Origin of the sequence: Bacillus sp. SRB_331 (genome assembly GCF_003264175.1) — a bacterium.
In the GTDB taxonomy this organism is placed as follows: Bacteria; Bacillota; Bacilli; order Bacillales; family Bacillaceae_G; genus Bacillus_A; species Bacillus_A mycoides.
Genome location: NZ_NADV01000001.1, coordinates 56,539 through 82,804, shown reverse-complemented (window position 1 = coordinate 82,804; position 26,266 = coordinate 56,539). Strand labels below are relative to the sequence as shown.

The following is a 26,266-nucleotide window of genomic DNA, read 5'->3' as shown; positions in this document are numbered from 1 at the left end:
CCTATCATGATAAGCTTCTTTTTCTTATACCTTATTTGTTGATGCTTTTTTCAACCAGTGAAATAGCGTACTCTAACGTACGATTCATCGTTTCTACCTGTACATCTTTTACTTTCACATCTTTTAATACAGCTTCTGCAACTGTAATTTTTCGACTCAATGATCTCACTGAACCGTCCGTTACATTTGCAGCTTGTGCTTTTTTCACTACTGCTTTTGCAGATTCAATATTCACTTGTAATTTTTCTTTCGGTGTTTTTGGCTGTTCTTCTGCTACCTTTGATTGGACAAATGTTTGGTTTGCTGTTTTTAATTCATTATATGTTTGAACAATTTGTTCTCCTGTACTCGCTATATTCTCAAACACTTTCTTTGCATTGTCATAGCTTCTTTGTAATTCGTTAAAAGCTGCTTGTGAATACTGACCTGGCTTTTCACCAAATTCATAAGTACCTGCCAATACTTCTTTCACTTTTCCGATTTCTTCATATAACGTATTTACTTGCTCTAATTTTGTACGAGTAGAAAACTCGTTATATGCCGCTACTACTTCTGAAGAACTTAATGCTTTACTATATAATTTTGCTAATGCAATTTGTCCATTTAACGGAATACCGCCATTTCCGTTGCTATCAGGATCTGCACCAAGTGCGAATGGTACGTTCGGGTGATATACTTTCCCTTGAGCTGGCTGACTATTTACTTTTTTACCATCTACATAAATTGCTACTTCACTTCCATTATACGTTCCTGTTAAATGATACGTTTTGTTTGCTTCTAATTGAACACCTACACGTTTATAACTTCCGCCAATATGAGCCCATAATTCTACATATCCAATTCCTGTAGACTCAAAACCAATTCCACCGCTCTCTGTATTTTGCAAAATACCTTGTCCGCGAATTTCATTCATTGAAAATACAGTTTCTAACGTAAATGAATTTGCTACTTTTTCTTTTTGTGTTGCTGAAAATGGAAGGTACCCAAATGTATTTGCTTTTCCATTTAATTTCATTACATTTGTTTTCAACGCTTTATCATATTCAATAGATACATTTCCTTTCACATCACCTTTTGTTCCAAACGGTGAGTTATCTTTAAATGTACCATCTAAGAAATTCACATCAAAAACGTCTGCCTTTGGTACTTTCACATTCGGATCAATATTATCTTTTTTCGTTATGATTTCTGCAGTTAACGGTTGCGCACTTTCATTGCCAAACGAATCAATTGCAACCACTTCAAGTGTATATGATTTCCCACCATCTAATCCAGCAAGCGTAAATGTAAGTTCTTTTGGCACTGGATCACGATAAAACTCAGAGAATGCTAACAATTTATTCTTTATTTCTCCAGTTTGCTTATCTCTAGCTTGTACACGATAAGAGTGAACAAGAAGGTTATCCAACGCTTGCTGGAATGTTACTGTTGCTGCATTTTCTGTTACATTTGATACAGCAAGCTTTGCATCTTTTGCAAAGTATGGTTTTTCTTTATCACGATCTTCTACATGAGTAAATGTTTCTTTCTTTGATGGTAATTTAATTTTCCAAGGTTCACCTGTCCAAGAATTCGTATGGAAATCACGGCGATTAATCGTTACTTCTTTATCATCCACTTCTACTAATAAACCTTGGCTTAATGTACTAGCTCCTGGCGGGATATTTCCTTGTACTTTACCACCTTCAACTTCCATATAACTTACAGAAGATGTACCAACTGATGTAAAATCTTTTTGATGAATCGATCTTGGATCATCTAATGGATAATGTGAATGACCTGAAAATGTAATGACTTGTGGGTACTCTTTTAACACTGCATTAATTTTCGCACTATCTTTCGTTCCCCATTCTTGACTACCGTACACTGTATCTTTAATATGTTGATGTAAAAACACAAAAATCGGTTTTTCCGGATCATCCTTTTGTGCCTTTGCCATTTCTTCTTTTAACCAATTAATTTGCTTGTCCGAATAATAGCCATGCGTTGTTCCATCCTCTGGTGACATTACGATAAAGTGATACCCTTTTACTATATTATGATAATAAACCGATTTCATTCCTGTTTTGTCTAAAAAACGCTTCTGTGCTCCATCTACAGATAAACCGTTCCAATAATCATGATTACCAAGAGAATTCATTCGTACCGCATCTTTATTTGCATTTTCATTATAAACTTGCATAAAACGGTCGTATTGCTGCACTGTTCCCGAATCTGTAAAATCACCTACAATAACAAATGCATCCTGCTTCGGTGCAAGCGTATTAAATTGCTCAATCGCTCTTTTCCAGCGGAACTTATCATCTGTTCCACTATCTTTAATATGCACATCACTTACAACTGGAAAAACTATCTTCTTCTCACTTGGTGCCTTTTCTTGCTTTTTCTCTTCCGCTTTAACCGACGTACTCCACGGTAATGATACAAATGCCAATACAAACACCATTAATAATCCAATAAGACCTTTTACTTTTCGTAAAGCAGTTCTTTCCACGTGAATCCTCCTCATAATAATTGATTCATTACAAGGGCTATTTTATCTTAAACATATTAATATCGTTTAAATAACAAATGAATTTTATTAGATTTTTGTAAATATACAGTTAATTAGGTGTTAAGTCCAACATTACTCGTACTATTGTATACAACCACCTTTTGTCTAAAAGAGTCTGATCATTCTTTTCCCATGTCTATTCACATATAATCTTTTCTATAACATTAATGATAAGTTAAGCTGTAAGCCTATTAGACAATCTTAATTTTAAAAATTTTCTTCTTTTCTTAACACATCGGCCATGCTTCTACATTTAATAGTAGTAAAAGACAACTTAAAAAGGAGGGGTTGTATTGAAGAACAAAAAAAATATTGGCTGTTTCGCTCCTTTATCTATCATTTGTCCAGACCCCTGTCCACCGCCCCCTCCTCCAAATCCAAGTTGTGAGCGAGTAACAAATGAATTTGCAGGGAATTTCCTCATAACTAACAACACCATTCCCTCTACCAAAGATGCACTACAATCAATGATACTGTGGCAAAGTGATGGGATACTGCTTATATCAGGTACTGTCTCGGTTTACAATAGTACTAGCAGCACTGAAGCAATTACAATTCAAATCATTGGAGCAGTAACCAATATTTTCACTGTGTTTCCTGGCAATACAATATCTTACACAGGTAAAGATTTAAAATCCGTTAGTATTATTAATATACAAAATAATCCTTCACTATATTTAGAAGGCAAGTACTGTTGCCAATTTACATGTTGCTTATAGAATACCAATTTTATTACTTCCTCAATTTAAAAAAAGCATAACATTTACGGTATGCTTTTTTTATGAAATTGGATAACGTACTGTAATACAAAACTCGCCTTGATTAACAGTTGTTCCTGTCGTAGTAATTCGGACAGTAGTAAAATATCGTACAGTGAACGTACCACTACTTTGTGGTTGTACAGTAATTGTATCAACTACTGTAGCACCGACTAAAAAATCAACTGTAATGGGATTCGCGCCTACATCATATTTCACATAACCTGAACCATATACTTCTTGTGTAATATTATTCGTATATACAATTTGAGTACCAGCACCTGTAATAGACCAGTCTGTACATACTTGATCTTGCACAAGTGTTTTATTAGAACAACAAGACAAACCGGAACTTCTCATTCCCATTTCGATCCTCTCCTATTCTACTATGAAAGTGGATAACGTGTTGTAATACAAAATTCTCCCTGATACGTTCCACCAGGTGTTGCAGGTAACACAACTTGTATACTAGCAAAGCGGCGATACGTAAAAGCGATACTCGTTCCTGGGTTTAATGTTTGTGTATCAATTGTAGCCCCAGCAGAATCAAGCGCTTCTACAGTAATTGGACCTGGACCAACATCATATTTAACAAAACCAGTACCAACTACATTTTGGTTAATATTATTTGTATAAAGAACATTATCAATTGCTGTTGCAACTACAGTAGCAGACCACGGACTACACACTTTATCTTGCACATAATTTTTATCTGGACAGCAAGTTAATGCTGCCCCTGAGCACTCACAAGACATAGTTGTTTCCCCTCTCTCTTTTATATTCCCTATATGTGTATGTCCCTCAGAGTCTTTTGCCTGTACTATTCATCTATTTTCAAAAAATATGCAAATTCCATTACCAATGACTAGATAGATTCCGATCTGTTTCGTTTTTTCATAAATTTATAGATTAAAATACCACCTACAATAATAAGAACGACGGCTAATATCGGTAGCATATATTGTCCAACAACACCCGCTGCTTTTTCCCAATGCGGACCTAATTTCATTCCAAAATAAATATACAAAGTCGTTAACGGGAACATTGCTACAAATGTATATATGCTAAATTTCCATATGTTCATTTTCGCCATACCACATGGAACGGAAATAAGCGTTCGAACTCCCGGGATGAAGCGTCCTAAAAATGCTACAACCGGCCCATATTTCTCAAAGAAATCATCTGCTTTTTGAATTTGTTCTTCTTTAATAAAGAAGTATTTCCCGTATTTTATTAATAGAGGACGACCACCGTAATAACCTAGTGCGTATAACGTTAATGGTCCTGTCGTTCCCCCTAGTGTTCCAGCTAATACAGCTAGCCAAAAATTCATATCACCCTCGTATACCCAATATCCAACCATAGGCAAAACTACCTCTGCTGGAATAAACTCAAAAGTTAAAGCTAACACAACTCCAAAATAAGAAAACTGCTTTAAAAACTCGATTATATCTAAAATAATTTGCTCCATATTTTCAACTCCTATCCTACGTTTACGTTATGCTTTTCTTGCAATTGCACTGGCGCCATTTTTACAATTCGATTTAAAATAAATAACACAATTCCAATATCATCTAAAATACCGATAAACGGTAAGAAGTCTGGAATTAAATCGAGCGGCATCGCTACATAACCAACTAAAAAAGCAATAGATAAGATTTTCTTCTTTATGGAAACCTCTTTTGAAGTAAAAAAGTCAAATAGAAATGGAACAAAACGGCGGACATGAAATACAACTCTTAATCTACTAATAAGTTTTTTCATTTTCTAGCTCCTCTCTTTGTATACAAAAAGGACCCTACCAAATATGGTAAGGGTCCTAAAAAGACAATAAGGGGCCTTTACCATTGCTGGTAAAGGTCTCACTAACAACGAAACGTTGCCAATAAAGCCGAGGGTTTCTCCCTGTAATGACGACTTTACTGTAATAAGTTACTCCCCTTTAGATACACAATTTTATACAATCACATTAAGATATTTGGAGGGGCTTGTCAATATTTTTTTCATAATGAAACCTGTTCACATACTTCTATCACTGTTACAATTTGTCTGCTTAATCTTCCCTACAATCTATTTTTAAAGCGGATTACATTTCGGTATCTCTAACCCTGAGGATTGTGCTAACTTCAATAAATAGTAACACTCCTCCCTCGCCATATGATCCGCCATCCTGGCTGATAATGAACTTAATATTTGCTCAGACAACTCTAATTCTTCTACTTCTCGAAGGAAATGCGAGAATAACTTTAGCTCTAGTGAAACGTCTTTTGTAAACTTCTTCAAAGCTGGAAAATGTTTCAGTTCTGACCGTAAATAACCTGTCATTTCAACTGCTTTTAAATAAAATTGTTCAAAATGTTTAGCAAACAAATCACTTTTCTCCTTCAATCTTTTTTCCACAACATCTAATCCGCCTGAAATAGAACCAGCATGCCCTGCTGCATCCGTTAACCACGCGAGATGATAGTGTAGTTCATGAAAAACGGGCGGGACTTCTCCCCTCCCTAAGTATTCTAATACTGTTATATATTCCTCCACTTCATTTACCATATGATTAATAAAAGTCGGAGTAAAATGAATCACAATTTTACCTTCCAATTGCTTTTGTATAATATTTAATTTAAATGCTCGAATCTCCTCTGCAGCTTGTTCTGCATCTTTTGAAAATGCAATAAAATTTACAGTATGAATTTCATTTAAAAAGTTCGTGAATTTTTCTACAAAATAGGTGGCTTTCTGTATATCTTCTTTCTCCTGTGGAGCTAAAGCATCTAGTAAAAACTGAGCATGATCCCCAAGAACTTTGAGCCAAAATTTATGTTCAAACAGTGCGCTTTCTTCATACATTCTATCCACACTATCCCCCCTATGGTTACTCATGCCTCTGATGAAATTTGAAGCTTATAGCAATCTGGATCATAAAGAGTAATTACCACCCCATCCGCATGCTGTTCTTCCGCAAAAGATATTTTGTAAAACTGTAATTTTCTCTTTACTTTTTCCATATCAGAAATTGAAAAGGTTATTAATTCACACGAAGAATTAGCAACCTTCTCTCGCCCTCGTAAATTCCGATTTACCACAAAACAAATTCTCGTTAAACCAACGTCATACCAAACACCTGTTACATGTAGTTGAGGTCTCTCCTTGCTTGGTTTAAAGCCTAAAATCCCTTCATAAAAATACAATGTTTCCTTTAAATTTTTTGATTCTAATACGATGCATGTTGTAATGCCTTCCATCCTCAACTCCCCCTGTCTCTATTAGTTTTTTATATGAGTCATAAATGACAATTATGTACGAATACAATACATAGTAATGGATATTTCATTTATAAAGGAGGCGTGTAACATGGATAAATTCATGAAATCCTTCATACCTTATCATGGTCCAAACGATCCTTGTCCTCCAATTGGAAAGAAATATTATTCAACTCCCCCGCACTTATATATGGGTTTTCAACCAACTAATTTACCCCAATTCACACCAAAAGAAGCTTTAAGAAAAGGGACTTTATGGCCTGCTTTTTATGATTATTATGAAAACCCTTACAAAAAAGGACGGTGAATAAAGACGTGACACAAACATTGCCTGATGAATATTACAAATGGATTGAAGAACTTCAAGAATTAGACTTTGTATTAGTTGAACTTACTCTCTATTTAGATACGCATCCCGACGATACTGCAGCTATAAATCAATTCAACGATTTTTCTTATAAACGAAGAGTATTAAAACAAAAAATTGAAGAAAAATACGGACCACTTCAGCAGTTTGGAAATAGTTATTCTAACGCTCCATGGGAATGGAGCAAAGGACCGTGGCCATGGCAAATATGAAGGAGAGAAACTATGTGGATTTATGAAAAAAAATTACAATATCCTGTTAAGGTGAGTACTTGTAATCCAGCACTCGCAAGATTATTAGTTGAACAGTACGGTGGTGCGGACGGCGAACTAGCTGCTGCTCTGCGCTACTTAAATCAGCGTTATACTATTCCTGATAAAGTCGTTGGCTTACTAACCGATATTGGTACAGAAGAGTTCGCACATTTAGAAATGATTGCTACAATGATTTATAAATTAACAAAAGATGCAACACCTGAACAAATGAAAGCTGCCGGATTAGACGCGCATTATGCGAATCATGATAGCGCCTTGTTTTACCATAATGCAGGTGGTGTTCCTTTTACTGCCACTTACATTCAAGCGAAAGGAGATCCTATCGCAGATTTATACGAGGATATTGCAGCTGAAGAAAAAGCACGAGCGACTTATCAATGGCTAATTGATTTATCAGACGATCCCGATATAAATGATAGCTTACGCTTTTTACGCGAACGAGAAATTGTCCATTCTCAACGTTTCCGAGAGGCTGTAGAAATTTTAAAAGAAGAACGTGATAGGCAAATTTATTTTTAATACACATATCCTAGCGATATGTGTTTTTTTACGTTAAAAGTGAAATTCTTCCTGCATTAACATATAAATAGTATATTTATTCAATTTTACGCATTATTTTAAAATATTTTTAAAATTCCCTCTTGCTTTCTAGTCATCAGACCTTTAAAATAATAACAGTTAATCGACAAATTATTTGAATTTTCGACAAAAAAACGCTCATTAGGAGGCTTTTCTTTATATGCGTACAACTTTAAAACCAGCGCAAATACTTTCGATTAGTTTATTACTATTCGCAGTTTTCTTCGGTGCTGGTAATATGATTTTCCCGCCTCTTCTCGGTCTTTCTTCCGGAGAAAATATGTGGGTTTCCATTACAGGATTTATTATTACAGATGTCGGTTTATCTTTACTAGCTATCGTCGCTGTTGCCCTTGCTGGTGGTAGTTTTAATACTTTAGCGAGCCGTGTTCACCCAAAATTCGCAGCAGTATTCGCTATCATTATTTATCTTTCCATCGGCCCACTATTTGTTATTCCACGAACTGGAACTGTATCTTATGAAATTGGGATTGCACCACTTTTCCCAGATCAATGGTACTCTATGTTAGTTTTTAGTGCGATTTTCTTTATAGTCGTCTACTTCTTATCGTTAAATCCATCCAAATTAGTAGATCATATCGGAAAAATATTAACGCCAATTTTGCTTGGAATTATTGCAATTATGGCAACAAAGGCGATTCTTTCACCAGTATCGTTCGCAGAACCTGTTGGTGACTATAAAGAAATCCCATTTTTCAAAGGATTTCTCGAAGGCTTTTTAACATTAGATGCAATCGGAGCTCTCGTATTATCAACAATTGTTGTAAATGCAATTCGCCAAAACGGTATACAAGATAAGAAATCCATTGCGAAATATACAATTATTTGCGGAAGCATTGCGGCTCTTTTCTTAACAATTGTTTACTTCTTACTAGGTTATATCGGCGCTTCAAACGGAAACTTAGGACAATTTGAAAATGGCGGTCAACTATTAGCAACTATTATGTATCAATTCTTTGGGACAAGCGGTAATGTTTTATTAAGTATCGCAATTATAGCTGCTTGTTTAACGACTGCAATCGGTGTTGTAAGTGCATTCGCCAACTATTTCACAACAGTATTAACAAATGTTTCATATAAGAAGCTTGTACTATACGTTTGTATTTTTAGCTTCGTTATTTCAAACTTAGGATTAAGTTTATTAATCAAAATTACATTACCCGTATTAATTATTTTATATCCAATTACAATCATTTTAATTTTCGTATCATTTATCGATAAATATACGAAACGTAAACCTTCTGTCTATATCGGAGCGATGATCGCAGCATTCATTATTAGCTGTATTCATGCACTTGATAATGTGGGAATGATACCCAGTTTTATCGCTAATATCGTACACGCAATTCCTTTTTATAACTTAGGAATCGGCTGGATCGTTCCAGCAATAATCGGTGGTATAATCGGATACTGTATTCCACAAACAGAAGCTACAGGTGAAGTTTCTACAAAATAAAGAAAAGAAGCAAGCATGAAATCCATGCTTGCTTCTTTTTATTTTCTATCGCTGAATACAGTATTTGTATATGAGCGAACAGTTAACATATAGTAGCCTAAGTAAATCATGATATACACTCCTATACTACCTAGTAAAGGAAGACTATATTCAAACATTCCTGTAAAGCCCATCAAACTTAAAAATGCAAAGAATGTATGACAAATCGCAAGCAGTAATGGTACTACGAAAATCGCTCCTACTTGTTTTCTTACAGACTCTGTTGCTTCTCTTTTCGTTAGTCCGATTTTCTTTAACATTCCGTATGCTGGTCGCTCTGCCAGCGCTTCTGTTATTTGTTTAAAGTATAAAATACAGCCAGTAGCCAGAATAAAAACAATCCCTAAAAATACACTTGCAAATAACAACACTGCACCATCTTGCAACTCAGCTTGACTCGCCTGTTCAAATGATTGGAACTTCGCTTCCTTAAAAAGAATAGTCTCTAGCTCTTTCGTTAGCTCTCTACTACCGTTTCCTTCAACGATAAATCCACTTACCTTTGAAACAGCATTTCCTTGCTGCAACTTATTAAATAACGAGTCTTGAACAACAAGTCCAACTGGCGCAAGTTTCGCACTAACAATTGTTTCCTCACGATGCTCAACAATTGTTATACCATTCTTCATCCCTTCAAAGGACACGTTGTTTCCTTCAAGCGAATTCTTTTCAATGTTATATGATTTATACGGATCTAATAAAATAACTTCTTTTTCAGAACCCAGAACAGCTTTTTTATTCCCTAACATAGAAGCTACTTTATTATAATCCGACTCTTTTATAACTTGTACATTACCATTACCTATTAAATACCCAGTTAATATTTGTTCTCCATCTATCTTCCCTTGCGTAGAAAGTAAAGCTACGGACGTTTCATTTTTTATTCCTAACTCATGTTTTTGAATTTCTTTTCTAACTTTCTTATCTAATTCCTTTCCAGTTGTTACATACTCATAACTAACTGGATTCATTAATGTCGCCGTTTTCTGAGCCCCATAATACATACTAGAACTAATTCCAATTGTACATAGCGTCACTGCACTTAATAAAGATACTAACGCAAGCATCTTTACGTTCCCTTTTATTCTAAAGAACAATGAAGAAATCGATAAAATGTTCGTTCCATTCCAATATTTCGTTTTATCTCCCTTTATTTTATGGAGTGATTTCACTGTATATTGTTCAAATAGTAAAAACGTACCTTTTACAATACACCCAAAAATAAGTAGACCTGTAATAAAAATTGCTCCAAACCCAAAAACTTGTGTGAGTAACGCAATTATATAACCTGTAATTAATAAAATAATTGCTCGTTTTGCCTTCTTACTTGAATAAGTAGGTACCTCTTCTTTCTGATTTTCACCATATAATAATTCAACTAAACGATGCTCATAAATTAACTTTTTACTTTTCCATGATGCAATAAAGAAAATCGCACCTATCGTTATAAGAACTTCTACTATAGATAACAATGAAATCGTAAATGTAAAAGTAAACGCACTTCCCATTAACTTCACAAGAAGCCCTGCACATATATTCGCTATAAATAAACCAGAAATAATACCTAATACACTTGCCGCAGCACCAACTAGTAATGTTTCATAAAAGAGTAACTTTGCAATTTCTTCTTTACGAATTCCTAATAAACTATACAATGCAATTTCTTTCTTCTTCTTTCGTAAAAAGAAGCTATTACAATAAAAAAATAAAAATCGTTAAAAAGATAATTAATAAAATTTGTGCAAACGTAAATGTCGTTTCTACTTTATCCGATTCTTTCAAAAGCGCTACTACACTTTCATTTCGTTTAATCGATACGAATGTAAAATAAATAATAATGCTGCCTACTAATGAAATAAAGTATAGAAAATAATCTTTAATATTTCGTTTTATACTACGTTTTGATACTTCTAAAAAATCCATCGTATACCTTCACCTGCTCTCGCGTTTCTCTATACATGAAGTGTATACGAAATTGTATTTCTTCCCTATCGATTTTCATTACACCTCTCTTACGATATTGTAATATAACAAAATAAAAGAACCTAGTTTCCTAGGCTCTTCACATCGTATGTTTAAACGTAAATAACTCTTCTTTTGACTGCACAGCAGATTGTTCCTCTTCTACATCCGTCTTCTTTATATCTCCCCCTAATCGAACTTTTGTCATCGCCTCTTCTATACTTTTTACAATCATATTTCCCGAAAAGATAGTAAGTCCAAAAAATGTAATTGGAACGAGAGGAATCCACGGATGCACTGTTAATGATCTAAAATAGACTCCGATTAAACCTGACCATTCATGTGTGTAAGAGTCTATTTCTTCTATCGGTCCTAAAAACTTAACCGTTCCGCCAAAGAATATTTCCAGTAATCCTAAGTGTAGTAAAATAGTAAGAGTCTGCGTAAACTGCTGAAAAAATACAAGTATAAACGTCATATAAAGATGTGGAAAAATATGTTTTATAACAATGTGCCTTCTTGATCCACCTAATATGCACGCAGCTTCAATAAATTCTTCGGTTCTCAATTTACGAACTTCCTTCGCAACATACAGTGCAATAACTGGCATCACAAGCATTACAAGTAATAAAACTTGAAACGAAGCCCTTTCAAAAAAGGTTGTTGTTTCCTCTCCACTCCCAAATGCATTTGCAAAGTGAAGAAAAAAGTACGCAATCATAACTGTTGGAATAACTGTAAAACTATCAAAAAAAGCCTCGATTTTTGAAAACCCTCTTTTTACATATGTTCCGATTACAACACCGAAAAACACACCTATTACCATTCTAAGTGCCGCAATTAAAATAGATATACCAATCGTCCACTTTGCGCCTTCAATGACTAAATGTAACAGATCGTATCCTTTCCGGTCTGTCCCAAGTAAAAATTGTAATGAAGGTGAAAACGGTGGTACTTGTGGATTTTCATCCGCATCATATTGCAACGTAACTTGTCTAATATGTCCATCATTCCATATCGTATTTCCGATGCTCAAAAGAACTAATATGAGAAGAAACCCAATGCTTATCCAAAATCTTTTATCGCGTTTTATATACGTCCACATATTATAGTCTCTCCTTCATCGCAGCTGGAATGAGATAATGAAACAATTTAAACAAAATAAAAATCGGAATATAAATAAGTAGCACACTAACGATGAAAACCTCCACCCTAATACCTTCATAAGATTTCAAAAACATAAAAATACCACCCGTATTAAAAATCCATTCTATAATATATAAATTAGATAACATAAAAAAGATATTTGTTTTCGCAAAGAAAAGTGTACTAAGCAACACATTTCGTAAAACATGACGATTTAAAATATGAATACGATTTAGCCCTTTCGCCTTAGCAAATAGTACATAATCTTTTTCTAGCTCATTTTCAAAACGAAGCACTAACATTTTTACAAACAGAATCGTAGTCGGTATACTCAAACAAAATATTGGCAATCCTCTAATCGACTCGCCTCCAATTGACGCAATTTGAAAAGGTAAAAACCTGTTTGTTTAAAAAACCATATAACTAAAATTTGTGATCCTAAAATAAGAAGAATGTCTGGAATGGATTCTAGGAAGATGAGAAATGATTTAATTCGATGTTGTATACGCGGTGAACTACTCATAATCATATAAACAATACAAAATGCTACAAATAATGAAATGAAAAAAGCAGCCAAAAAAATAACAATCGTTTCTTTATAATGGACGAACAACTGCGGAAATAAAAATTTACCTCTCACATATTGCAAATTGGAGATATCCATTAAGTTCACAAACACTTCTTTTAAACTCTGTATGTACTTTGATGCATGCAGCTCAAATCCATAAAATAATTTCGGCAGTGCTCCTATACAAATAATGCCCAAAATCGAAATAATAAATTGAATTGTCACTTCCATCCCATTCAGAAAAACTTTTTTGACCACGTTTTCCCTTCTCTCTATATATAATTTACCCTCTAATTTTATTCTTAATTTTCTGAATTGTAAATATTTATAAAGAAAAATCACTAGGTTATGACCCTAGTGATTCTTTATGCGCATGCCCTTCTCTTTTCGCAAACGGTATATACAAAATGAAACATCCCATAAGCGCAGCTATTTCTAATGAAATAATATAGTAAGGATGCGGCCCTAACATATCGAGTAATGAAGCAGTTTCTGGCTTATGAGCTAAAAACATATAATTGCCACCCGTTTTATAATTAACAAATGAAACGATTGGAATTACTATGTTTAAAAATATCATCGTACGCTTAATCGATTGCAAGGTAGGTCTATATCCTTCTACCCACGTCATAAAGAGCGGTGCCCAAATGAGTAATACATGTGCAATGAAGAATTCTATAAAGCGAAAATGCGGAAAAGCGTATTGCACGTTCGGCGTTAAAATGGCTTGTGATGCACCGATAATCCCTGTAAAAAACACAATCTCATATATTCGATAACTTTTCGTTACAATCATAATCGACGCTAACAACAAACTTATCGTACATAACTCAAATGGTAATGAAGTGCCTAGCTCAAAAATCCCCGCTTTCCATTCCCACATATGAAGCCCAATTTCGCTTCCAATAAATAAAAATGCAATCGCATATCGAACCGTTATATTCCACTCACTTTGACGTAATACATCTTGGTATTGATATAGAAAAACTATCCCCACCAACATAATAAATAATATAATAGCATGTTGCCTTGAGTATGGAATAAACGGTTTTAATGGATGCGTACTAAAATAAACTTCCATCTTCCTTCCTCCTCTCCTTCACACAATATTATTGTAAGAAAAAAACAACGAGTCAACTCATTTGCTTAGGCTGGGACAACCTCTACCTTACATTTACATATCGATACCTTACAAAACTGTAAGGTTATTGTAAGCTAAAACGATTTGTCAGATTCTTCACCTCTTTTATACTTAATGTAGATACTAAAACGAACGAAAAGGTGATAAATAGATGAAGAAGAAAAATAAAGTGTTAATTACTAGTGTAGTAGCGATCGGAATTGCAGCTGGATCATATTTTGCATTTGCTGGCGGTAGTTCAGAAGTAGCAATGGCATATAGCGGTTATAAAATTACGGAAAAACAAATTGAAAATGCACAAAAATTTGGCGGCGAAGTTATTCCAAATGGTATTGAAACAATTTCATTCGATCCAACAAAAGGTACGTATGAATTAGCTGTTAAAAAAGGTGATGAAGTGAAAAAAGGTCAGCTTCTATTTAAATATAATGACCCTACTGCTAAACAAGGTGTAACAGAAGCAGAAATGCAAAAGAAAATCGCACAAAAAGAAGTAACATTGTTCCAAAAACAAATTGATGCAGCGAAACAAAAATTACAAAAAGATAAAAATGCAGGCCTTCCCGCTGAAGCATTAAAAGCATCAGAAATTGAAGTACAACAATTAGAATCACAACTTGAAATGAAGAAGTTTGAAGTAGAAAAAGCTGATGAAATGATTAAAGTAGCAAAAGAGAAAGTAAACACACTTTCTGTAACGAGTCCAGCCGACGGTGTAATTGATGATATCGTAAAAACTGCTGATGAAAAAACAAGTATGAGTGGCATTACACTTCGTCACGCTGGTCAATTTAAAGTAAAAGGTCAACTTTCTGAATATGAACTTGCTAGTATGAAAGTTGGGCAAGAAGTAACTGTTTCATCAAAAACTGTCGCTGGTAAGACTTGGACAGGAAAAGTAACAGAAATCGGTTCTACACCATTAAAGAGCATGGACGAAAATAAAACTGTTTCTAATTATCAATTCACTGTCACATTAGATAATAGTGAAGAATTACAAAACGGCTTCCATGTTTACGTAACAAGTAAATCCGGCGAAGCAACTGGTACAATTGTTCCGAAAAGCAGCATTGTGAAAAAAGGTGACAAAAGTGTTGTCTTCGTTGTAAAAGACGGTAAAGCGAAAGAACAAGCAGTTACTGTTGAATTCGAGACAGATAGCGAAGCAAAAGTTTCTGGAGTGAAAAAAGGAGAGGAAATTATCTCTAAACCTGAAAAAGACTTAAAAGACGGTATGGAGGTTGTCACTCAATGATTAACTTAAAAGGCATCACGAAATCTTTCCAAAATGGTGCAGAGTCCGTTCAAATATTACACGGAATTGATGTAACACTAAACCAAGGAGAATTCACTTCTATTATGGGACCATCTGGTTCTGGTAAATCAACATTAATGAACATTATCGGTTGCTTAGATAAACCAACGACAGGTGCGTACGAACTAGCTGGTCAAAACATTTCAAACATGTCTGAAACAGAACTTGCACATGTTCGTAATAAAGAGATCGGATTCATATTCCAAAACTTTATGTTATTACCGAGACTTACAGCACTTCAAAATGTAGAACTACCTCTTATTTACGCTGGAGTCGATAAAAAAGAAAGACGTGAGCGCTCATTAGCAGCTTTAACAAAAGTCAGTTTAGCTGATCGTGCTACTCACTTACCAAATGAATTGTCAGGTGGACAAAAGCAGCGTGTCGCAGTCGCACGTGCAATCGTAAATAACCCGAAATTTCTCTTAGCAGATGAACCGACGGGTGCACTTGATACGAAAACAAGTACACAAATTATGGATCTCTTTTACGAATTAAACAAACAAGGCTCAACAATCATTATGATTACCCACGATCGTGAAATTGGGGAAGCGGCAGCACGTCAAATTGTAATTCGTGACGGAAATATCGTCCAAGATTGGAGAGGTTAATTTTGAACACGAGTGAAAATATACGCATGGCCCTTTCCTCTATCTTTGCTCATAAAATGCGTTCTATATTAACAATGCTAGGTATTATTATCGGTATTAGCGCCATTATTACTATCATTTCAATGGGTGATGGTACAAATGCAAAGTTTAAAAAAGAGTTAGGCCAAGGAAAAGATACTGAAGTAACGATTTACTACAACAACCCTGATTATGGAACTGATAGTGCCAAAATCACACCTGATATGCTAAAACGTCTTCAAACTGTACCAGGCGTTAAAGATGTTTATCCAGATGTAAGTATGAAAGTAAAAGCATCTTCTGGTTCAAAAGATGTCTCTCTTGATTTAAAAGGTGGAACAGGCGCCTTTATGACAGATTCGAAAATAAAATTAGTTCACGGTCGTGAATTAAACGACAGCGAATTAAACCAAGCAATTCCTGCTGTTATATTAAATGAAGAAGCTTTCAACAAATTATTTAGTGGTTGGGAATCAAATTTATACACTGATATAAAAGGAAAGCCGTATAAAATAGTCGGTGTATACGAAACGAAAAACGAATTTGGAATGGCTATGCCTGAAGGTTATACATCTCTTGAAAACGCGCCTGTCATTTCAGGAGTAAATGAGTATGACTCTGTAAAATTAACAATGACCTCTCCAACAGAACGTAAAAGTGTAGAAAAACAAGCTGTTTCTGTTTTAAACGACATGAAAGCTCCTAAATTCGAGCACAAATTCGAAGCACAGGACTTAGGTGAATTTACGAAGCAATTAGACGAATCCATCGGTATGATGAAAATGGTATTCGGTGGCATTGCCGCTATCTCCTTACTTGTTGGTGGTATCGGTGTAATGAACATCATGCTTGTATCTGTAACAGAACGTACACGTGAGATCGGTATTCGTAAAGCACTTGGTGCAACGCGCGGTAAAGTATTAACACAATTCTTAATTGAATCTTGTATTTTAACAGGACTCGGTGGTTTCATCGGATTCATGCTCGGTATCTTCTTCGCTTGGATCGTCTCAATCTTTGCCGGATGGCCACTCGTTATCTCAAAAGAACTTGGACTTCTTTCAGTAGGTATCTCAATGCTAATCGGTATTGCATTCGGTTTACTACCAGCAAACAAAGCTGCTAAACTTGATCCAATTGAATGTTTACGATATGAGTAAATAAAAAACGTAGGAGTTTACACTCCTACGTTTTTTATTTTGTTGAAGGCAAATGTAATTTCATCGACGTTTTGACAAAAATAAGAACCTCTAACTTCTATTATATAAAGTGAAACTATAATCAGTGGGGGTTTTGTTCATCCCCCACTGATTATTAGCCTTCACCAATCGGGCTTTTACGGGCAGTTAATCTCCCACCTAACTTCTTTGCTTCAGCCGAATTTTGAGGTGAGGGTTTTACTGCCCACAAATAGCGGGATAATTCTACTGCAACTCGCGAACCAACTCATAACGATATCATCCCTTTAAATCATGTTTCTTCTATTATATATGTTTCATGTTGCGATTATCTTTTTATCCTTGCAACTTTCATTTCGCATTACCACTATCCTACAATCCTATTATTGCAAAAATAATATGTAAAAGAACAAATTCAAGGCGTAATTTTTTCCATACTACAACTTATTTTGTAACAATTATATCTCTATTTCATTAAAATCCCCCCTATATATACGACTTCACACACAAGAAGATTATATTTTCATAACTACATTACGATTCAAATAGTTAAATACCCCTTTTTTGTAACGTTACAGAAACATTCGAGTAACACTACTGATACATTATTAATCTATTAGTAATTAAAAAAGTGTTGATTTTATGAATCGTATGTTCTAATCCCCTCGAAAACGCAAAGAAAACGCTATCAGGATGTTAATGGAATTATTACAGAATATTAATGCCTCGTTACGAATGCTTTGTAGTTTTGTGTTTTCCGCAAATAAGAAAATAATGGTTGCTATAATGAGGTCAACGAAAACAAATGCAATGGAGGCTATTATGAAAAAATTTATGGGTATAGCAACAGCAGCGGTTTTTGGTCTTGGGATTTTCACAACATCTGCTAAAGCAGAAACAATCGTAACGACTGATGTACTAAATGTACGAGAAAACCCAACTACTGAATCACAAGTTGTCGGAAAGTTATTAGATGGATATAAAGTTAACGTTTTACATACAGAAAACGGATGGTCAAAAGTTAAATTAAATAGTGGTAAAGAGGCTTTCATAAGCGCTGACTACACAAAAGATACTTACTACGTAACAGCAAACGTATTAAACGTACGTGCTGGAGCGAATACAGATTCAGCGATTCTTGGTAAATTGAAAAAAGATGATGTAATCGAAACAACACACCAAGTACAAAATGATTGGATTCAATTTGAATATAACGGCCAAACAGCTTATGTGCACATTCCTTACTTAACAGGAAAAGCACCAGTTAAAGTTCAGCCAGTAGTTAAAGCTGAAAAAGTAACTAACGTTCAAGATACAGCTAAAGTTCGTGAAGCAGTTAAAGCCGGGGAAGTAGCTGAAACTCAAGCAAAAGCTAAGGCTCAAGAAGCAACTAAAGCTCGTGAAGCAGCTGAAACTCAAGCAGAAGCTAAGGCTCAAGAAGCGGCTAAAGCTCGTGAAGCAGCTAAAGCTCAAGAAGCAACTGAAGCAGCTAAAGCTCAAGCAGAAGCTAAGGCTCAAGAAGCAGCTAAAGCTCGTGAAGCAGCTAAAGCTCAGGCAGAAGCTGAAGCTCAAGCAGAAGCTAAGGCTCAAGAGGCAGCTAAAGCTCGTGAAGCGGCTAAAGCTCAAGAAGCAGCTGAAGCTCGTGAAGCGGCGGCTAAAGCTCAAGAGGCAGCTGAAGCTCGTGAAGCGGCTAAAGCCGGGGAGGCAGCTGAAGCTCGTGAAGCAGCTAAGGCTCAAGAGGCAGATAAAGCTCGTGAAGCGGCTAAAGCTCAAAAACCAGCTACACAACAACCTGTTGCGAAAGAAACTGAAACAAGTGCACCATCTTCTTCTCGTGAATTAAGAGTTCAAGCAACAGCTTACACAGCGGATCCACTTGAAAATGGTTACAAAGCAGGAGACCAAGTAAAATCAGCTATGGGTCATAACTTAACAGCTAATCCAAACATGAAACTAATTGCAGTTGATCCAAGTGTCATTCCATTAGGTTCAAAAGTATGGGTTGAAGGTTACGGAGTGGCAATCGCTGGTGATACTGGTGGAGCTATTAAAGGAAATAAAATCGATGTTTTAATGCCAGATAAAGGTACATCAAGTAACTGGGGACGTAAAACAGTTACAGTGAAAATTTTAAACTAATTACTATATAAAAAAGAGTCAGTCTCAACGTTGAGACTGACTCTTTTTTATGATTCTTACATTCTTTCTCCTTCTCCCCCGTCCGAGTTAAATCTATCCCTTTGAATTCTATATACGATAGACTACTATTTCAACAGAAAAAAGAGTATGCTATAGCATACTCTCTTACCTTCCCTATTCCACACAAGTAAACTGTGTCCAAGCTCCTACATAATCTAGTAAGAATAACTCTTCTTCTGCAATTGTACCGACAATATTTTTCCGTTCATCTATTGGCATTTCTTTCAAGATGATTTGTAGTTCACCTTTATACTTACCAAATGAGTTATTACCTATTACAACTTGCCCTCTTTCCTGTCCTACACTTTCGCGCACTGGGAAGTCAGAGTCTTTGTACTTTTTACGTACTTCTGTAGAACGTACCATATATTCTGTTATGTCGCCGCGTCTTACGTGTAATTCTTGCAGTGTTGCTTTCTTCTCTACTTCAGTCGCTTCGTCTACAAAGTGTACCTTTAGCTGTAACATGTAACGATTTAAGTTTCCTAGTTTCTCTAACTCTTCTTCACTCGCATAAGCATTTCCGATAATAACATCATCAATAAGCCCTGTTGCCCATAAATGTTTCGCTTGTACTTCAATTGGTAAGTTACGATGTTGTTCTAACGTACATAATCCGTCATTAATATCCCATGGACCGATGTCAGCTGCATGCGATGTAATAAAGGCTGCACTGCGAATACCATGCTTTTTGAAGCGTTCACTACAGCGAATGAAATAATCATACGGAAGACCAGTGAATTTTTGCGGATAAAAATTGTGACGACCAATTAAAGCTGATTTATTCGCTTGATGCGAAAGGATATTTTCTAAATAGGCAATATCATTACTTACATTCAGCTCAATTTTTAAACCATATGGATTATTCGTCATTTTCGCTTCTGTTAACCCGTCAAACCCTACATCTAAACGAATTCCATCTGCACCTAACTCTGCGAAGAATGCTAGATCACTATAGCTAATACCAAGTTGATCGAATACTGCTGGAGCTACATCTAAAATAACTTCCATATTGTACTCTTTTGCATGATTAATAATTTCTTTAAATTCAGCCACAATTTCTTCTTTCGGACGATTCACAGATAATAGACATGTAAATATTCTTGAAAAACCGTGGCGTGCCGCTGCCGAAATGTATGCCATATCTTGTTCTTTCGTTGAATGCTCTGGATAAAGTGAAATTCCTAATTTACGCTCCATGCTTTTGCATCTCCTTCACACGTTGTATTAATGCCATGCTTGTAAATCTATATTTTGCAGATAAACATGTCGCACATAAAATCGTTGGTACGATGATAAAGTACGGTGATTCTAAACTAAATGCCACATAAGCTCCCATTGAACATCCGATAAATAATATCGACACAAGTAGTAAAACTAATAGCGATTTACTTTGTACCCATTTTGAATAATGTGCAATACACTGCCCCGCCACGAATGTAATTAAGATGATAATTGCTCCGAGCATTCTGTTTTCTCCTCTCCTGCTAATTGTTGCTTCTCATACATTTTGAAGAATGGATAGTAAATAACGAATGAGATAACAAAGTTAACAAGTACAAGTACACCAGCCATAATTGTCCAGTCCGTACTAATAATCGCTGCAATCGGCGCTAACATCGTAAATGGCAGCTTCGCCATCATGAGCGGAATCATACCTGAAACAACTGCGAAATATGATACCGTCGTTGTAACTAACGGTGTAATAACGAACGGAATAATTAAGATTGGATTCATTACAATTGGTGCCCCGAAAATAATTGGCTCGTTAATATTGAATAAACCTGGTACGAATGATAATCTACCTAACTCTTTTAAGAACTTAGATTTAGAGAACATAAACATAATTACTAAAGCTAACGTTGAGCCTGATCCACCAATCCATACGAACCATTGAATAAATTGCTCTGTAAATAAGTTTGGTAACTGATGTGCATTTCCTGTAGCCGTGAATACTTCCATATTTTCAAGAATTGCTGAATCCCACATCGGACGGATGATTGGTCCTAAAATCGCTGGGCCATGTATACCGAACGACCAGAAGAACACGATTAAGAATACTGTTAATAAACCGCCGAATAAATTATTTCCTACTAATACTGATTTTAATGGTGCGATTAAATATGTGATTGTTGTGTTTACATCAAATTTCAAACCGTAACGAATACCCCAGAATAAAAGAATAACTACTAAAGTTGGAATTAATGCTGCAAACGAGTTTGCAACTGCTGGTGGTACACTATCTGGTAATTTAATCGAAATATTATGCTTAATCATAAAGTGATAAATTTCTACTGCAATTAATGCTGTCACAATAGCTCCAAATAAAGACGTAGCACTTAATGTCCCTACTGAAATATATCTTCCTGCATCAATAACACCTGGTACAGCTTTTGTTATTTGAATTGGTTCAACTGATGCTAGTAAAAAGGCGAGTACAGATAATAATCCTGCACTTAATTGATTGAGCTGATAAAAGTTCGCGAGTGAAGCCCCTATCCCAAATGCTGCGTATAAAGCCATTAAGCCTACTGTAAATCGGAATGGAATATCTAAAATATGACGAAACGGTGCAATCCACTCCATATATGCATCAATTGGTAAGTTTAAAAAGATAACGAAAAATGACCCGACAATCGTTAACGGTAATGTAGAAATAACTCCATTTCGAATTGCTAATAAATGTCGTTGCCCCGCAATCTTTTGCGTTGTTGGCATAATCTTCTGTTCCATAAAACTCATAAAACCATTCATCGATAACCCTCTCTATGTTCAATCTGACAAAAGTAAAAGTTATAACATTATAATGTTTATATTTAAAAAAATATAATTACGCTAAAACTAATTGTTCAGCTTGCTTAAGTACTTTCAAACCATCACACATACCATAATCTCGCTGCTCTATAATTGCAACTGGTATATCGTATGACTTTGCAAGAAACTCTACCGCTGGAAACAAATACTTCACCTGTGGTCCAATTAAAACAACATCAGCATTTTTTATTTCCAGTTTCACAAGTTCCGAATCAACTGCTTTAATTTTATAATCCTTCCCTTGTTTCTTTGCCTCTTCTTGCATTTTTCTTACAACCATACTCGTTGACATGCCTGCTGCACAACATAATAAAATGTACATATTATACTGTCACTTTCTCTTCCACTCGTTTATGAAGAGTGATAAATTCCTCAGCAAGTTCTTTCACTGTAATGGCATTCATTAAATGATCTTGTGCATGCACTAATAATAAACTTATTTCTGCATGATTGCCTCTTGCTTCCTCTTGAATTAAATCGGTTTGAATACGATGAGCGGATGATATTTCCTCACTAGCAAGTTCCATCTTTTCACTCGCATTCTGAAAATCTCCTTGTCTTGCAAAAGCAATTGCTTCAAGTGCCGCGCTTCTCGCGTTACCACCATGTAAAATTAACGCAAATGGAGTTTGCATATCAGTCATTTTAAATTCCTCCAAGCTATGTTTTTTCTATATTTTCATCTTATTATGAAAACGCATACAATTAAACATAAAAAACTTCCGTTATGTAACGGAAGTTTTAATATACTTTTTCATAATGATAGTAAGATTTCTTGAAAATCATCAACAGCTTGAGCCTGATGCAATTTTTCTATTATAGTTTGATTAGACATAATATCATATAAAAAATCATAAAGCTTTTGTAAATCTTCATTATTATTGCGCTTCACACTAAATAAAATAATAACTTGTACTTTTTTATCTCCCCAGTCAATCGCCTTATCGAGTGTACAAAACATCAAAAATGTCGTATCGCTTAATAATTGCATCGGATGCGGAATTGCCACTAAGTTTCCAACCGCTGTAGGAGATGTGTTCTCTCTCTCCATAACAGAAGCATAAAAGTTTGCGGGTACATAGTTTTTCTCAGCAGCTTTCTCACATAAAAACTGAATAACCTCTTCTTTCGTAGAAGCACTACGATTTAAGAAGATCAAATCTTCCTTAATGTATTGCTGCATACTATCATTCACATGTGTAAATAACTGCTTACCAATTGATTTAATCTCTTTATCATCAAATATTGAGTTTACCTTTATAACCGGAACAGGCAAACCACTCGGTATATGAATCGTACTAATAATACAATCTATTTTATCTTTATAAAGATCTTCCACTTTCAATTGATAGTACCCTGTAATACCTACAATCTCTAGTTTATCTCGGAAATGTGATAGAATTTTATATTTCAGTAGTTGTGCACTCCCTTGACCAGTTGCACAAACTAATAAACATCTTTTCTTTTGATTATTTTCCTGCAAGCGGCTCATCGCCCCACCAAAGTGAATGGCAATATAACCAATCTCACTCTCTGGAATGGATTCACCCGTATATTCACCAATTATATCTCCAACGAGAACTGCAATTTCAAAAGCATATGGATAATTTTTTTTCACTTCTGCCAAAAGAGGATTTCTCGTATTTAACTTATATCTCAAACGATTTAATAACGTTTTTAAATGAACACCAAAACCAAATAATAATTCTTCATCGTAATAAAAAGTAAGATTCCGTTCTTCCGCTACTTTGAAAAGAATATGCTGCATGAATGCATATATGTCTTTCCCTAATAGCTCTTCTACATTTTCATAGCGATCTCTCGCTGTAACAGCAGTACTTAATAAATGCATCGTCACATATAAATTTTCTTCTTCTGGAAATTGAAGTTTTAGCTCTTCCCCTAAATTCCCTAAAATCTGTTTCGCAATTTTATATTCTTTCTTTATTATAAGTTCAGATTCCTCTACATGCAGTGCTTGAATGTAATGATCATCCCTGCATCTCTTTAAAGCAATCGCAATATGAATTGATAAATTATCAATTTCTATATCTGATAAATATATCGTTCCTCCCTCGATATACTTTAGTATAACTGAGCGGATGAGAGAAATATGGGGTAACGATAAATATGTGTCCGTCTGCTCATAGTTCTCATGAAACGGAGTATGTTCATACCGCGGTAAACCATATTGTGATAAACAAGAACGAATATTAAATTCTTCTCCTACAATACGTATACCATAATATGGTCTTTTTTCAATTTGTAACTCATAGCGACTACAAATATCCGTAACATCTTTCATAATTAAGTTTACAGTAGATTTACTCACATAAATCTCTTCCGCTAGCTGTGAAAGCTTCACATACCCATCTGTCGTTAAAATACGGTGTAAAATATAAGCTACTCTTTCTTCATAAGAAGTTGGAATCTTTTCTGTCTGTTTTTGAAATACATTTACGCAAAAATCTTCAAACTTCTTAGTTTGTATAATTTCTAGTTCGTACCCATTCCCTCTTTGTGATTCAATTTTCGCTCCGTGTTCTTCCAATATATCATTTAATAATTTTATATCCTTTTGAATCGTCTTCGTTGATACGTGTAAACGGCTCGCTAAAAAAGCTCGATTTAACATCGATTTCTCTTCTAAAAACTCCTCTAAAATGGAAATTAATCGCTGATGCACTTTTGTCATAGCTCTTCCTCTCGCTCTTTATATAAAAGGGAAAAAGCCACTGAAATCAGTAGTTTTTTCCCTTTTATCCCGCGTTCATTATTTCTTTAGCGTAAATCCAAACTTATCCCAAGCTTGTAAATAATCTAATAAGAAGATTTCTTCCTCTATAATTCGGCCAACTACATTTGTTTTTCCTGTATTCACCATATCTTTTAAAGCAATTTGCAATTCACCTTTATATTGGCCATATTGCTCATTATCAATTAAAAGATCGCCACGCTTAATTTCACGCGTATTATGCGGTTTAAACGCTTCTTTTTTATATTTCACACGACTTTGTGTAGAACGAATCATATATTCAGATACATCCCCGCGATAAAAATGAGGTTCTTCTAATACGATAATTCTTTCTAAATCTGTTGTTGTATCGTATAGTTCTATATCAAATGTTTGTTTCTCTTTATTTAACGCACCTAGTGCTTGTAATTCTTCTTCTGAAGCATAAGCATTCGCAATAATAACATCATCAATTAATTCTGTTGCAAACAAATGCTTCGCCTGTGTTGTCATCGGTAATTCGCGATGCTGCTCTAACGTACATAACCCTTCTGTTACTGGCCAAGGTCCATATGTTGCATCGAATGATGAAATAAAAGCAGCTGTTCTCATACCGTAATCTTTAAATTGTTTCGAGCATTTAATGAAATGATCGTATGATAATCCTGAATAACGATGCGGATAGAAATTATGACAGCCAATTAAATTTTCACGATTTGGTCTATGACTCATAATGTTATCTACATACTTCGTACCGTTACTCATATTAATCTCAATTTTTAAACCGTATGGATTGTACGTCATAATCGATTCTTCTAAACCAGAGAATCCAACATCTAAACGGATACCGTACGCTCCTAAATCATGGAAGAACGATAAATCATTATATGAAATACCTAATTGTGTAAAGACAGACGGACTAATATCAACTAATACTTGGAACCCTAATGCATTTGCATGAGAGATCGTTTCTTTAAACTCTTCTATAATTTTCTCTTTTTCGCCATCTACAGATAATAAACATGTGAATACACGTGTAAATCCGTATTTACTCGCTAATGTTACATACTCTTTATCTTTCTCTACTGTCGAATGTTCTGGATAAATAGAAATACCTAATCGTCTCATATGTACACGCCTCTTTCTTCATCATATTGTAAACCTTTTCAAATATATGTAGCGAAAAAGTATGTATCCCCTTTTCTTCCACTACAATTTGAATCCGCTTTCTTTAAAGAAAAAACAATTTCTATCATTCATAACAACTACTA

At 35.0% G+C, this 26,266-nt stretch carries 25 protein-coding genes and 2 pseudogenes; 9 read left to right on the top strand and 18 right to left on the bottom strand.

The window, feature by feature from the left end:
• Positions 1-31 precede the first annotated feature (31 nt).
• Positions 32-2,494, bottom strand: coding sequence for a LamG-like jellyroll fold domain-containing protein (locus B5P42_RS00510; protein ID WP_113733368.1), 2,463 nt, complete (start codon positions 2,492-2,494; stop codon positions 32-34).
• A gap of 353 nt (positions 2,495-2,847) precedes the next feature.
• Here B5P42_RS00510 and B5P42_RS00505 point away from each other — a divergent pair, with 353 nt between their 5' ends.
• Positions 2,848-3,273 (top strand): S-Ena type endospore appendage, encoded by a 426-nt coding sequence (locus tag B5P42_RS00505; RefSeq protein WP_002087412.1) that lies wholly within the window; start codon positions 2,848-2,850, stop codon positions 3,271-3,273.
• A 60-nt stretch (positions 3,274-3,333) separates the two neighbouring features.
• Here the strand turns inward: B5P42_RS00505 and B5P42_RS00500 are convergent, their stop codons facing one another.
• From B5P42_RS00500 to B5P42_RS00475, 6 genes are all read right to left on the bottom strand, one after another.
• Entirely contained in the window at positions 3,334-3,678 is a 345-nt protein-coding gene (locus B5P42_RS00500) for a DUF3992 domain-containing protein (RefSeq protein ID WP_000525803.1), read from the bottom strand.
• A gap of 20 nt (positions 3,679-3,698) precedes the next feature.
• Complete coding sequence (locus B5P42_RS00495; RefSeq protein WP_113733367.1) at positions 3,699-4,067, bottom strand: DUF3992 domain-containing protein; 369 nt, start codon at positions 4,065-4,067, stop codon at positions 3,699-3,701.
• A gap of 110 nt (positions 4,068-4,177) precedes the next feature.
• The gene (locus tag B5P42_RS00490) at positions 4,178-4,783 is read right to left on the bottom strand and encodes a DedA family protein (RefSeq protein WP_002134575.1); all 606 of its coding nucleotides are present in this window, start codon (positions 4,781-4,783) and stop codon (positions 4,178-4,180) included.
• A gap of 11 nt (positions 4,784-4,794) precedes the next feature.
• Entirely contained in the window at positions 4,795-5,076 is a 282-nt protein-coding gene (locus B5P42_RS00485) for a YkvA family protein (protein ID WP_000733844.1), read from the bottom strand.
• Between the two features lie 312 nt (positions 5,077-5,388).
• On the bottom strand, positions 5,389-6,168 hold the full coding sequence (locus tag B5P42_RS00480) for a DUF2935 domain-containing protein (RefSeq protein WP_043331297.1): 780 nt from the start codon (positions 6,166-6,168) through the stop codon (positions 5,389-5,391).
• A 20-nt stretch (positions 6,169-6,188) separates the two neighbouring features.
• Positions 6,189-6,554: a VOC family protein gene (locus B5P42_RS00475; protein WP_000398543.1), complete on the bottom strand. Its 366-nt coding sequence runs from the start codon at positions 6,552-6,554 to the stop codon at positions 6,189-6,191.
• Positions 6,555-6,663: 109 nt separating this feature from the next.
• Here B5P42_RS00475 and B5P42_RS00470 point away from each other — a divergent pair, with 109 nt between their 5' ends.
• From B5P42_RS00470 to brnQ2, 4 genes are all read left to right on the top strand, one after another.
• Positions 6,664-6,879, top strand: coding sequence for a spore coat associated protein CotJA (locus B5P42_RS00470; protein ID WP_002140483.1), 216 nt, complete (start codon positions 6,664-6,666; stop codon positions 6,877-6,879).
• Between the two features lie 8 nt (positions 6,880-6,887).
• Positions 6,888-7,151 carry a spore coat protein CotJB gene (locus B5P42_RS00465; RefSeq protein ID WP_002140482.1) on the top strand — a complete coding sequence of 88 codons (264 nt, stop codon included), beginning with the start codon at positions 6,888-6,890 and terminating at the stop codon, positions 7,149-7,151.
• 12 nt (positions 7,152-7,163) lie between these two features.
• Positions 7,164-7,733 carry a spore coat protein CotJC gene (gene cotJC / locus B5P42_RS00460; protein ID WP_002140479.1) on the top strand — a complete coding sequence of 190 codons (570 nt, stop codon included), beginning with the start codon at positions 7,164-7,166 and terminating at the stop codon, positions 7,731-7,733.
• 220 nt (positions 7,734-7,953) lie between these two features.
• On the top strand, positions 7,954-9,270 hold the full coding sequence (brnQ2, locus tag B5P42_RS00455) for a branched-chain amino acid transport system II carrier protein BrnQ2 (protein WP_113733366.1): 1,317 nt from the start codon (positions 7,954-7,956) through the stop codon (positions 9,268-9,270).
• 38 nt (positions 9,271-9,308) lie between these two features.
• On the opposite strand, the pseudogene B5P42_RS00450 reads toward brnQ2, so the two are convergent.
• From B5P42_RS00450 to B5P42_RS00435, 4 genes and pseudogenes are all read right to left on the bottom strand, one after another.
• A pseudogene (locus B5P42_RS00450) lies at positions 9,309-11,232 on the bottom strand (FtsX-like permease family protein).
• Positions 11,233-11,371: 139 nt separating this feature from the next.
• On the bottom strand, positions 11,372-12,376 hold the full coding sequence (locus tag B5P42_RS00445) for an ABC transporter permease (RefSeq protein ID WP_113733365.1): 1,005 nt from the start codon (positions 12,374-12,376) through the stop codon (positions 11,372-11,374).
• A 1-nt stretch (position 12,377) separates the two neighbouring features.
• Positions 12,378-13,243 (bottom strand): annotated as a pseudogene (locus tag B5P42_RS00440) (ABC transporter permease subunit).
• 88 nt (positions 13,244-13,331) lie between these two features.
• Complete coding sequence (locus tag B5P42_RS00435; RefSeq protein ID WP_113733364.1) at positions 13,332-14,066, bottom strand: YwaF family protein; 735 nt, start codon at positions 14,064-14,066, stop codon at positions 13,332-13,334.
• Between the two features lie 211 nt (positions 14,067-14,277).
• Here B5P42_RS00435 and B5P42_RS00430 point away from each other — a divergent pair, with 211 nt between their 5' ends.
• From B5P42_RS00430 to entC, 4 genes are all read left to right on the top strand, one after another.
• Positions 14,278-15,381 carry an efflux RND transporter periplasmic adaptor subunit gene (locus B5P42_RS00430; protein WP_113733363.1) on the top strand — a complete coding sequence of 368 codons (1,104 nt, stop codon included), beginning with the start codon at positions 14,278-14,280 and terminating at the stop codon, positions 15,379-15,381.
• Positions 15,378-16,052 carry an ABC transporter ATP-binding protein gene (locus tag B5P42_RS00425; RefSeq protein WP_002087431.1) on the top strand — a complete coding sequence of 225 codons (675 nt, stop codon included), beginning with the start codon at positions 15,378-15,380 and terminating at the stop codon, positions 16,050-16,052. Before B5P42_RS00430 ends, B5P42_RS00425 begins: the two co-directional genes overlap by 4 nt.
• A gap of 26 nt (positions 16,053-16,078) precedes the next feature.
• Positions 16,079-17,230 (top strand): ABC transporter permease, encoded by a 1,152-nt coding sequence (locus B5P42_RS00420; RefSeq protein ID WP_412675708.1) that lies wholly within the window; start codon positions 16,079-16,081, stop codon positions 17,228-17,230.
• 717 nt (positions 17,231-17,947) lie between these two features.
• On the top strand, positions 17,948-19,387 hold the full coding sequence (gene entC / locus B5P42_RS00415) for a cell wall-binding protein EntC (protein WP_113733362.1): 1,440 nt from the start codon (positions 17,948-17,950) through the stop codon (positions 19,385-19,387).
• 174 nt (positions 19,388-19,561) lie between these two features.
• Here the strand turns inward: entC and B5P42_RS00410 are convergent, their stop codons facing one another.
• The 7 genes from B5P42_RS00410 to B5P42_RS00380 all read right to left on the bottom strand — a co-directional run bounded on the left by B5P42_RS00410 (position 19,562) and on the right by B5P42_RS00380 (position 26,123).
• Positions 19,562-20,647, bottom strand: coding sequence for a DUF871 domain-containing protein (locus B5P42_RS00410; protein ID WP_113733361.1), 1,086 nt, complete (start codon positions 20,645-20,647; stop codon positions 19,562-19,564).
• Positions 20,637-20,915: a hypothetical protein gene (locus B5P42_RS00405; protein WP_002087437.1), complete on the bottom strand. Its 279-nt coding sequence runs from the start codon at positions 20,913-20,915 to the stop codon at positions 20,637-20,639. Before B5P42_RS00405 ends, B5P42_RS00410 begins: the two co-directional genes overlap by 11 nt.
• Positions 20,891-22,201: a PTS sugar transporter subunit IIC gene (locus B5P42_RS00400; protein WP_113733360.1), complete on the bottom strand. Its 1,311-nt coding sequence runs from the start codon at positions 22,199-22,201 to the stop codon at positions 20,891-20,893. The genes B5P42_RS00405 and B5P42_RS00400 overlap by 25 nt, the downstream gene beginning before the upstream one ends.
• Before the next feature lie 76 nt (positions 22,202-22,277).
• Positions 22,278-22,583, bottom strand: a complete 306-nt coding sequence (locus tag B5P42_RS00395) for a PTS sugar transporter subunit IIB (protein WP_002087440.1) — start codon at positions 22,581-22,583, stop codon at positions 22,278-22,280.
• A gap of 1 nt (position 22,584) precedes the next feature.
• Entirely contained in the window at positions 22,585-22,905 is a 321-nt protein-coding gene (locus B5P42_RS00390) for a PTS lactose/cellobiose transporter subunit IIA (protein ID WP_002125414.1), read from the bottom strand.
• Between the two features lie 110 nt (positions 22,906-23,015).
• Entirely contained in the window at positions 23,016-24,956 is a 1,941-nt protein-coding gene (locus B5P42_RS00385) for a BglG family transcription antiterminator (RefSeq protein WP_113733359.1), read from the bottom strand.
• Positions 24,957-25,034: 78 nt separating this feature from the next.
• Positions 25,035-26,123: a DUF871 domain-containing protein gene (locus tag B5P42_RS00380; RefSeq protein ID WP_113733358.1), complete on the bottom strand. Its 1,089-nt coding sequence runs from the start codon at positions 26,121-26,123 to the stop codon at positions 25,035-25,037.
• Positions 26,124-26,266 lie beyond the last annotated feature (143 nt).

Coding starts and splice junctions, on each gene's coding strand:
- B5P42_RS00500 (WP_000525803.1), bottom strand. CDS start 3,678: ATGGGAATGAGAAGTTCCGGTTTGTCTTGTTGTTCTAATAAAACACTT.
- B5P42_RS00495 (WP_113733367.1), bottom strand. CDS start 4,067: ATGTCTTGTGAGTGCTCAGGGGCAGCATTAACTTGCTGTCCAGATAAA.
- B5P42_RS00490 (WP_002134575.1), bottom strand. CDS start 4,783: ATGGAGCAAATTATTTTAGATATAATCGAGTTTTTAAAGCAGTTTTCT.
- B5P42_RS00485 (WP_000733844.1), bottom strand. CDS start 5,076: ATGAAAAAACTTATTAGTAGATTAAGAGTTGTATTTCATGTCCGCCGT.
- B5P42_RS00475 (WP_000398543.1), bottom strand. CDS start 6,554: ATGGAAGGCATTACAACATGCATCGTATTAGAATCAAAAAATTTAAAG.
- B5P42_RS00470 (WP_002140483.1), top strand. CDS start 6,664: ATGGATAAATTCATGAAATCCTTCATACCTTATCATGGTCCAAACGAT.
- cotJC (WP_002140479.1), top strand. CDS start 7,164: ATGTGGATTTATGAAAAAAAATTACAATATCCTGTTAAGGTGAGTACT.
- brnQ2 (WP_113733366.1), top strand. CDS start 7,954: ATGCGTACAACTTTAAAACCAGCGCAAATACTTTCGATTAGTTTATTA.
- B5P42_RS00445 (WP_113733365.1), bottom strand. CDS start 12,376: ATGTGGACGTATATAAAACGCGATAAAAGATTTTGGATAAGCATTGGG.
- B5P42_RS00435 (WP_113733364.1), bottom strand. CDS start 14,066: ATGGAAGTTTATTTTAGTACGCATCCATTAAAACCGTTTATTCCATAC.
- B5P42_RS00430 (WP_113733363.1), top strand. CDS start 14,278: ATGAAGAAGAAAAATAAAGTGTTAATTACTAGTGTAGTAGCGATCGGA.
- B5P42_RS00425 (WP_002087431.1), top strand. CDS start 15,378: ATGATTAACTTAAAAGGCATCACGAAATCTTTCCAAAATGGTGCAGAG.
- B5P42_RS00420 (WP_412675708.1), top strand. CDS start 16,079: ATGGCCCTTTCCTCTATCTTTGCTCATAAAATGCGTTCTATATTAACA.
- entC (WP_113733362.1), top strand. CDS start 17,948: ATGGAATTATTACAGAATATTAATGCCTCGTTACGAATGCTTTGTAGT.
- B5P42_RS00410 (WP_113733361.1), bottom strand. CDS start 20,647: ATGGAGCGTAAATTAGGAATTTCACTTTATCCAGAGCATTCAACGAAA.
- B5P42_RS00405 (WP_002087437.1), bottom strand. CDS start 20,915: ATGCTCGGAGCAATTATCATCTTAATTACATTCGTGGCGGGGCAGTGT.
- B5P42_RS00400 (WP_113733360.1), bottom strand. CDS start 22,201: ATGAATGGTTTTATGAGTTTTATGGAACAGAAGATTATGCCAACAACG.
- B5P42_RS00395 (WP_002087440.1), bottom strand. CDS start 22,583: ATGTACATTTTATTATGTTGTGCAGCAGGCATGTCAACGAGTATGGTT.
- B5P42_RS00390 (WP_002125414.1), bottom strand. CDS start 22,905: ATGACTGATATGCAAACTCCATTTGCGTTAATTTTACATGGTGGTAAC.
- B5P42_RS00385 (WP_113733359.1), bottom strand. CDS start 24,956: ATGACAAAAGTGCATCAGCGATTAATTTCCATTTTAGAGGAGTTTTTA.
- B5P42_RS00380 (WP_113733358.1), bottom strand. CDS start 26,123: ATGAGACGATTAGGTATTTCTATTTATCCAGAACATTCGACAGTAGAG.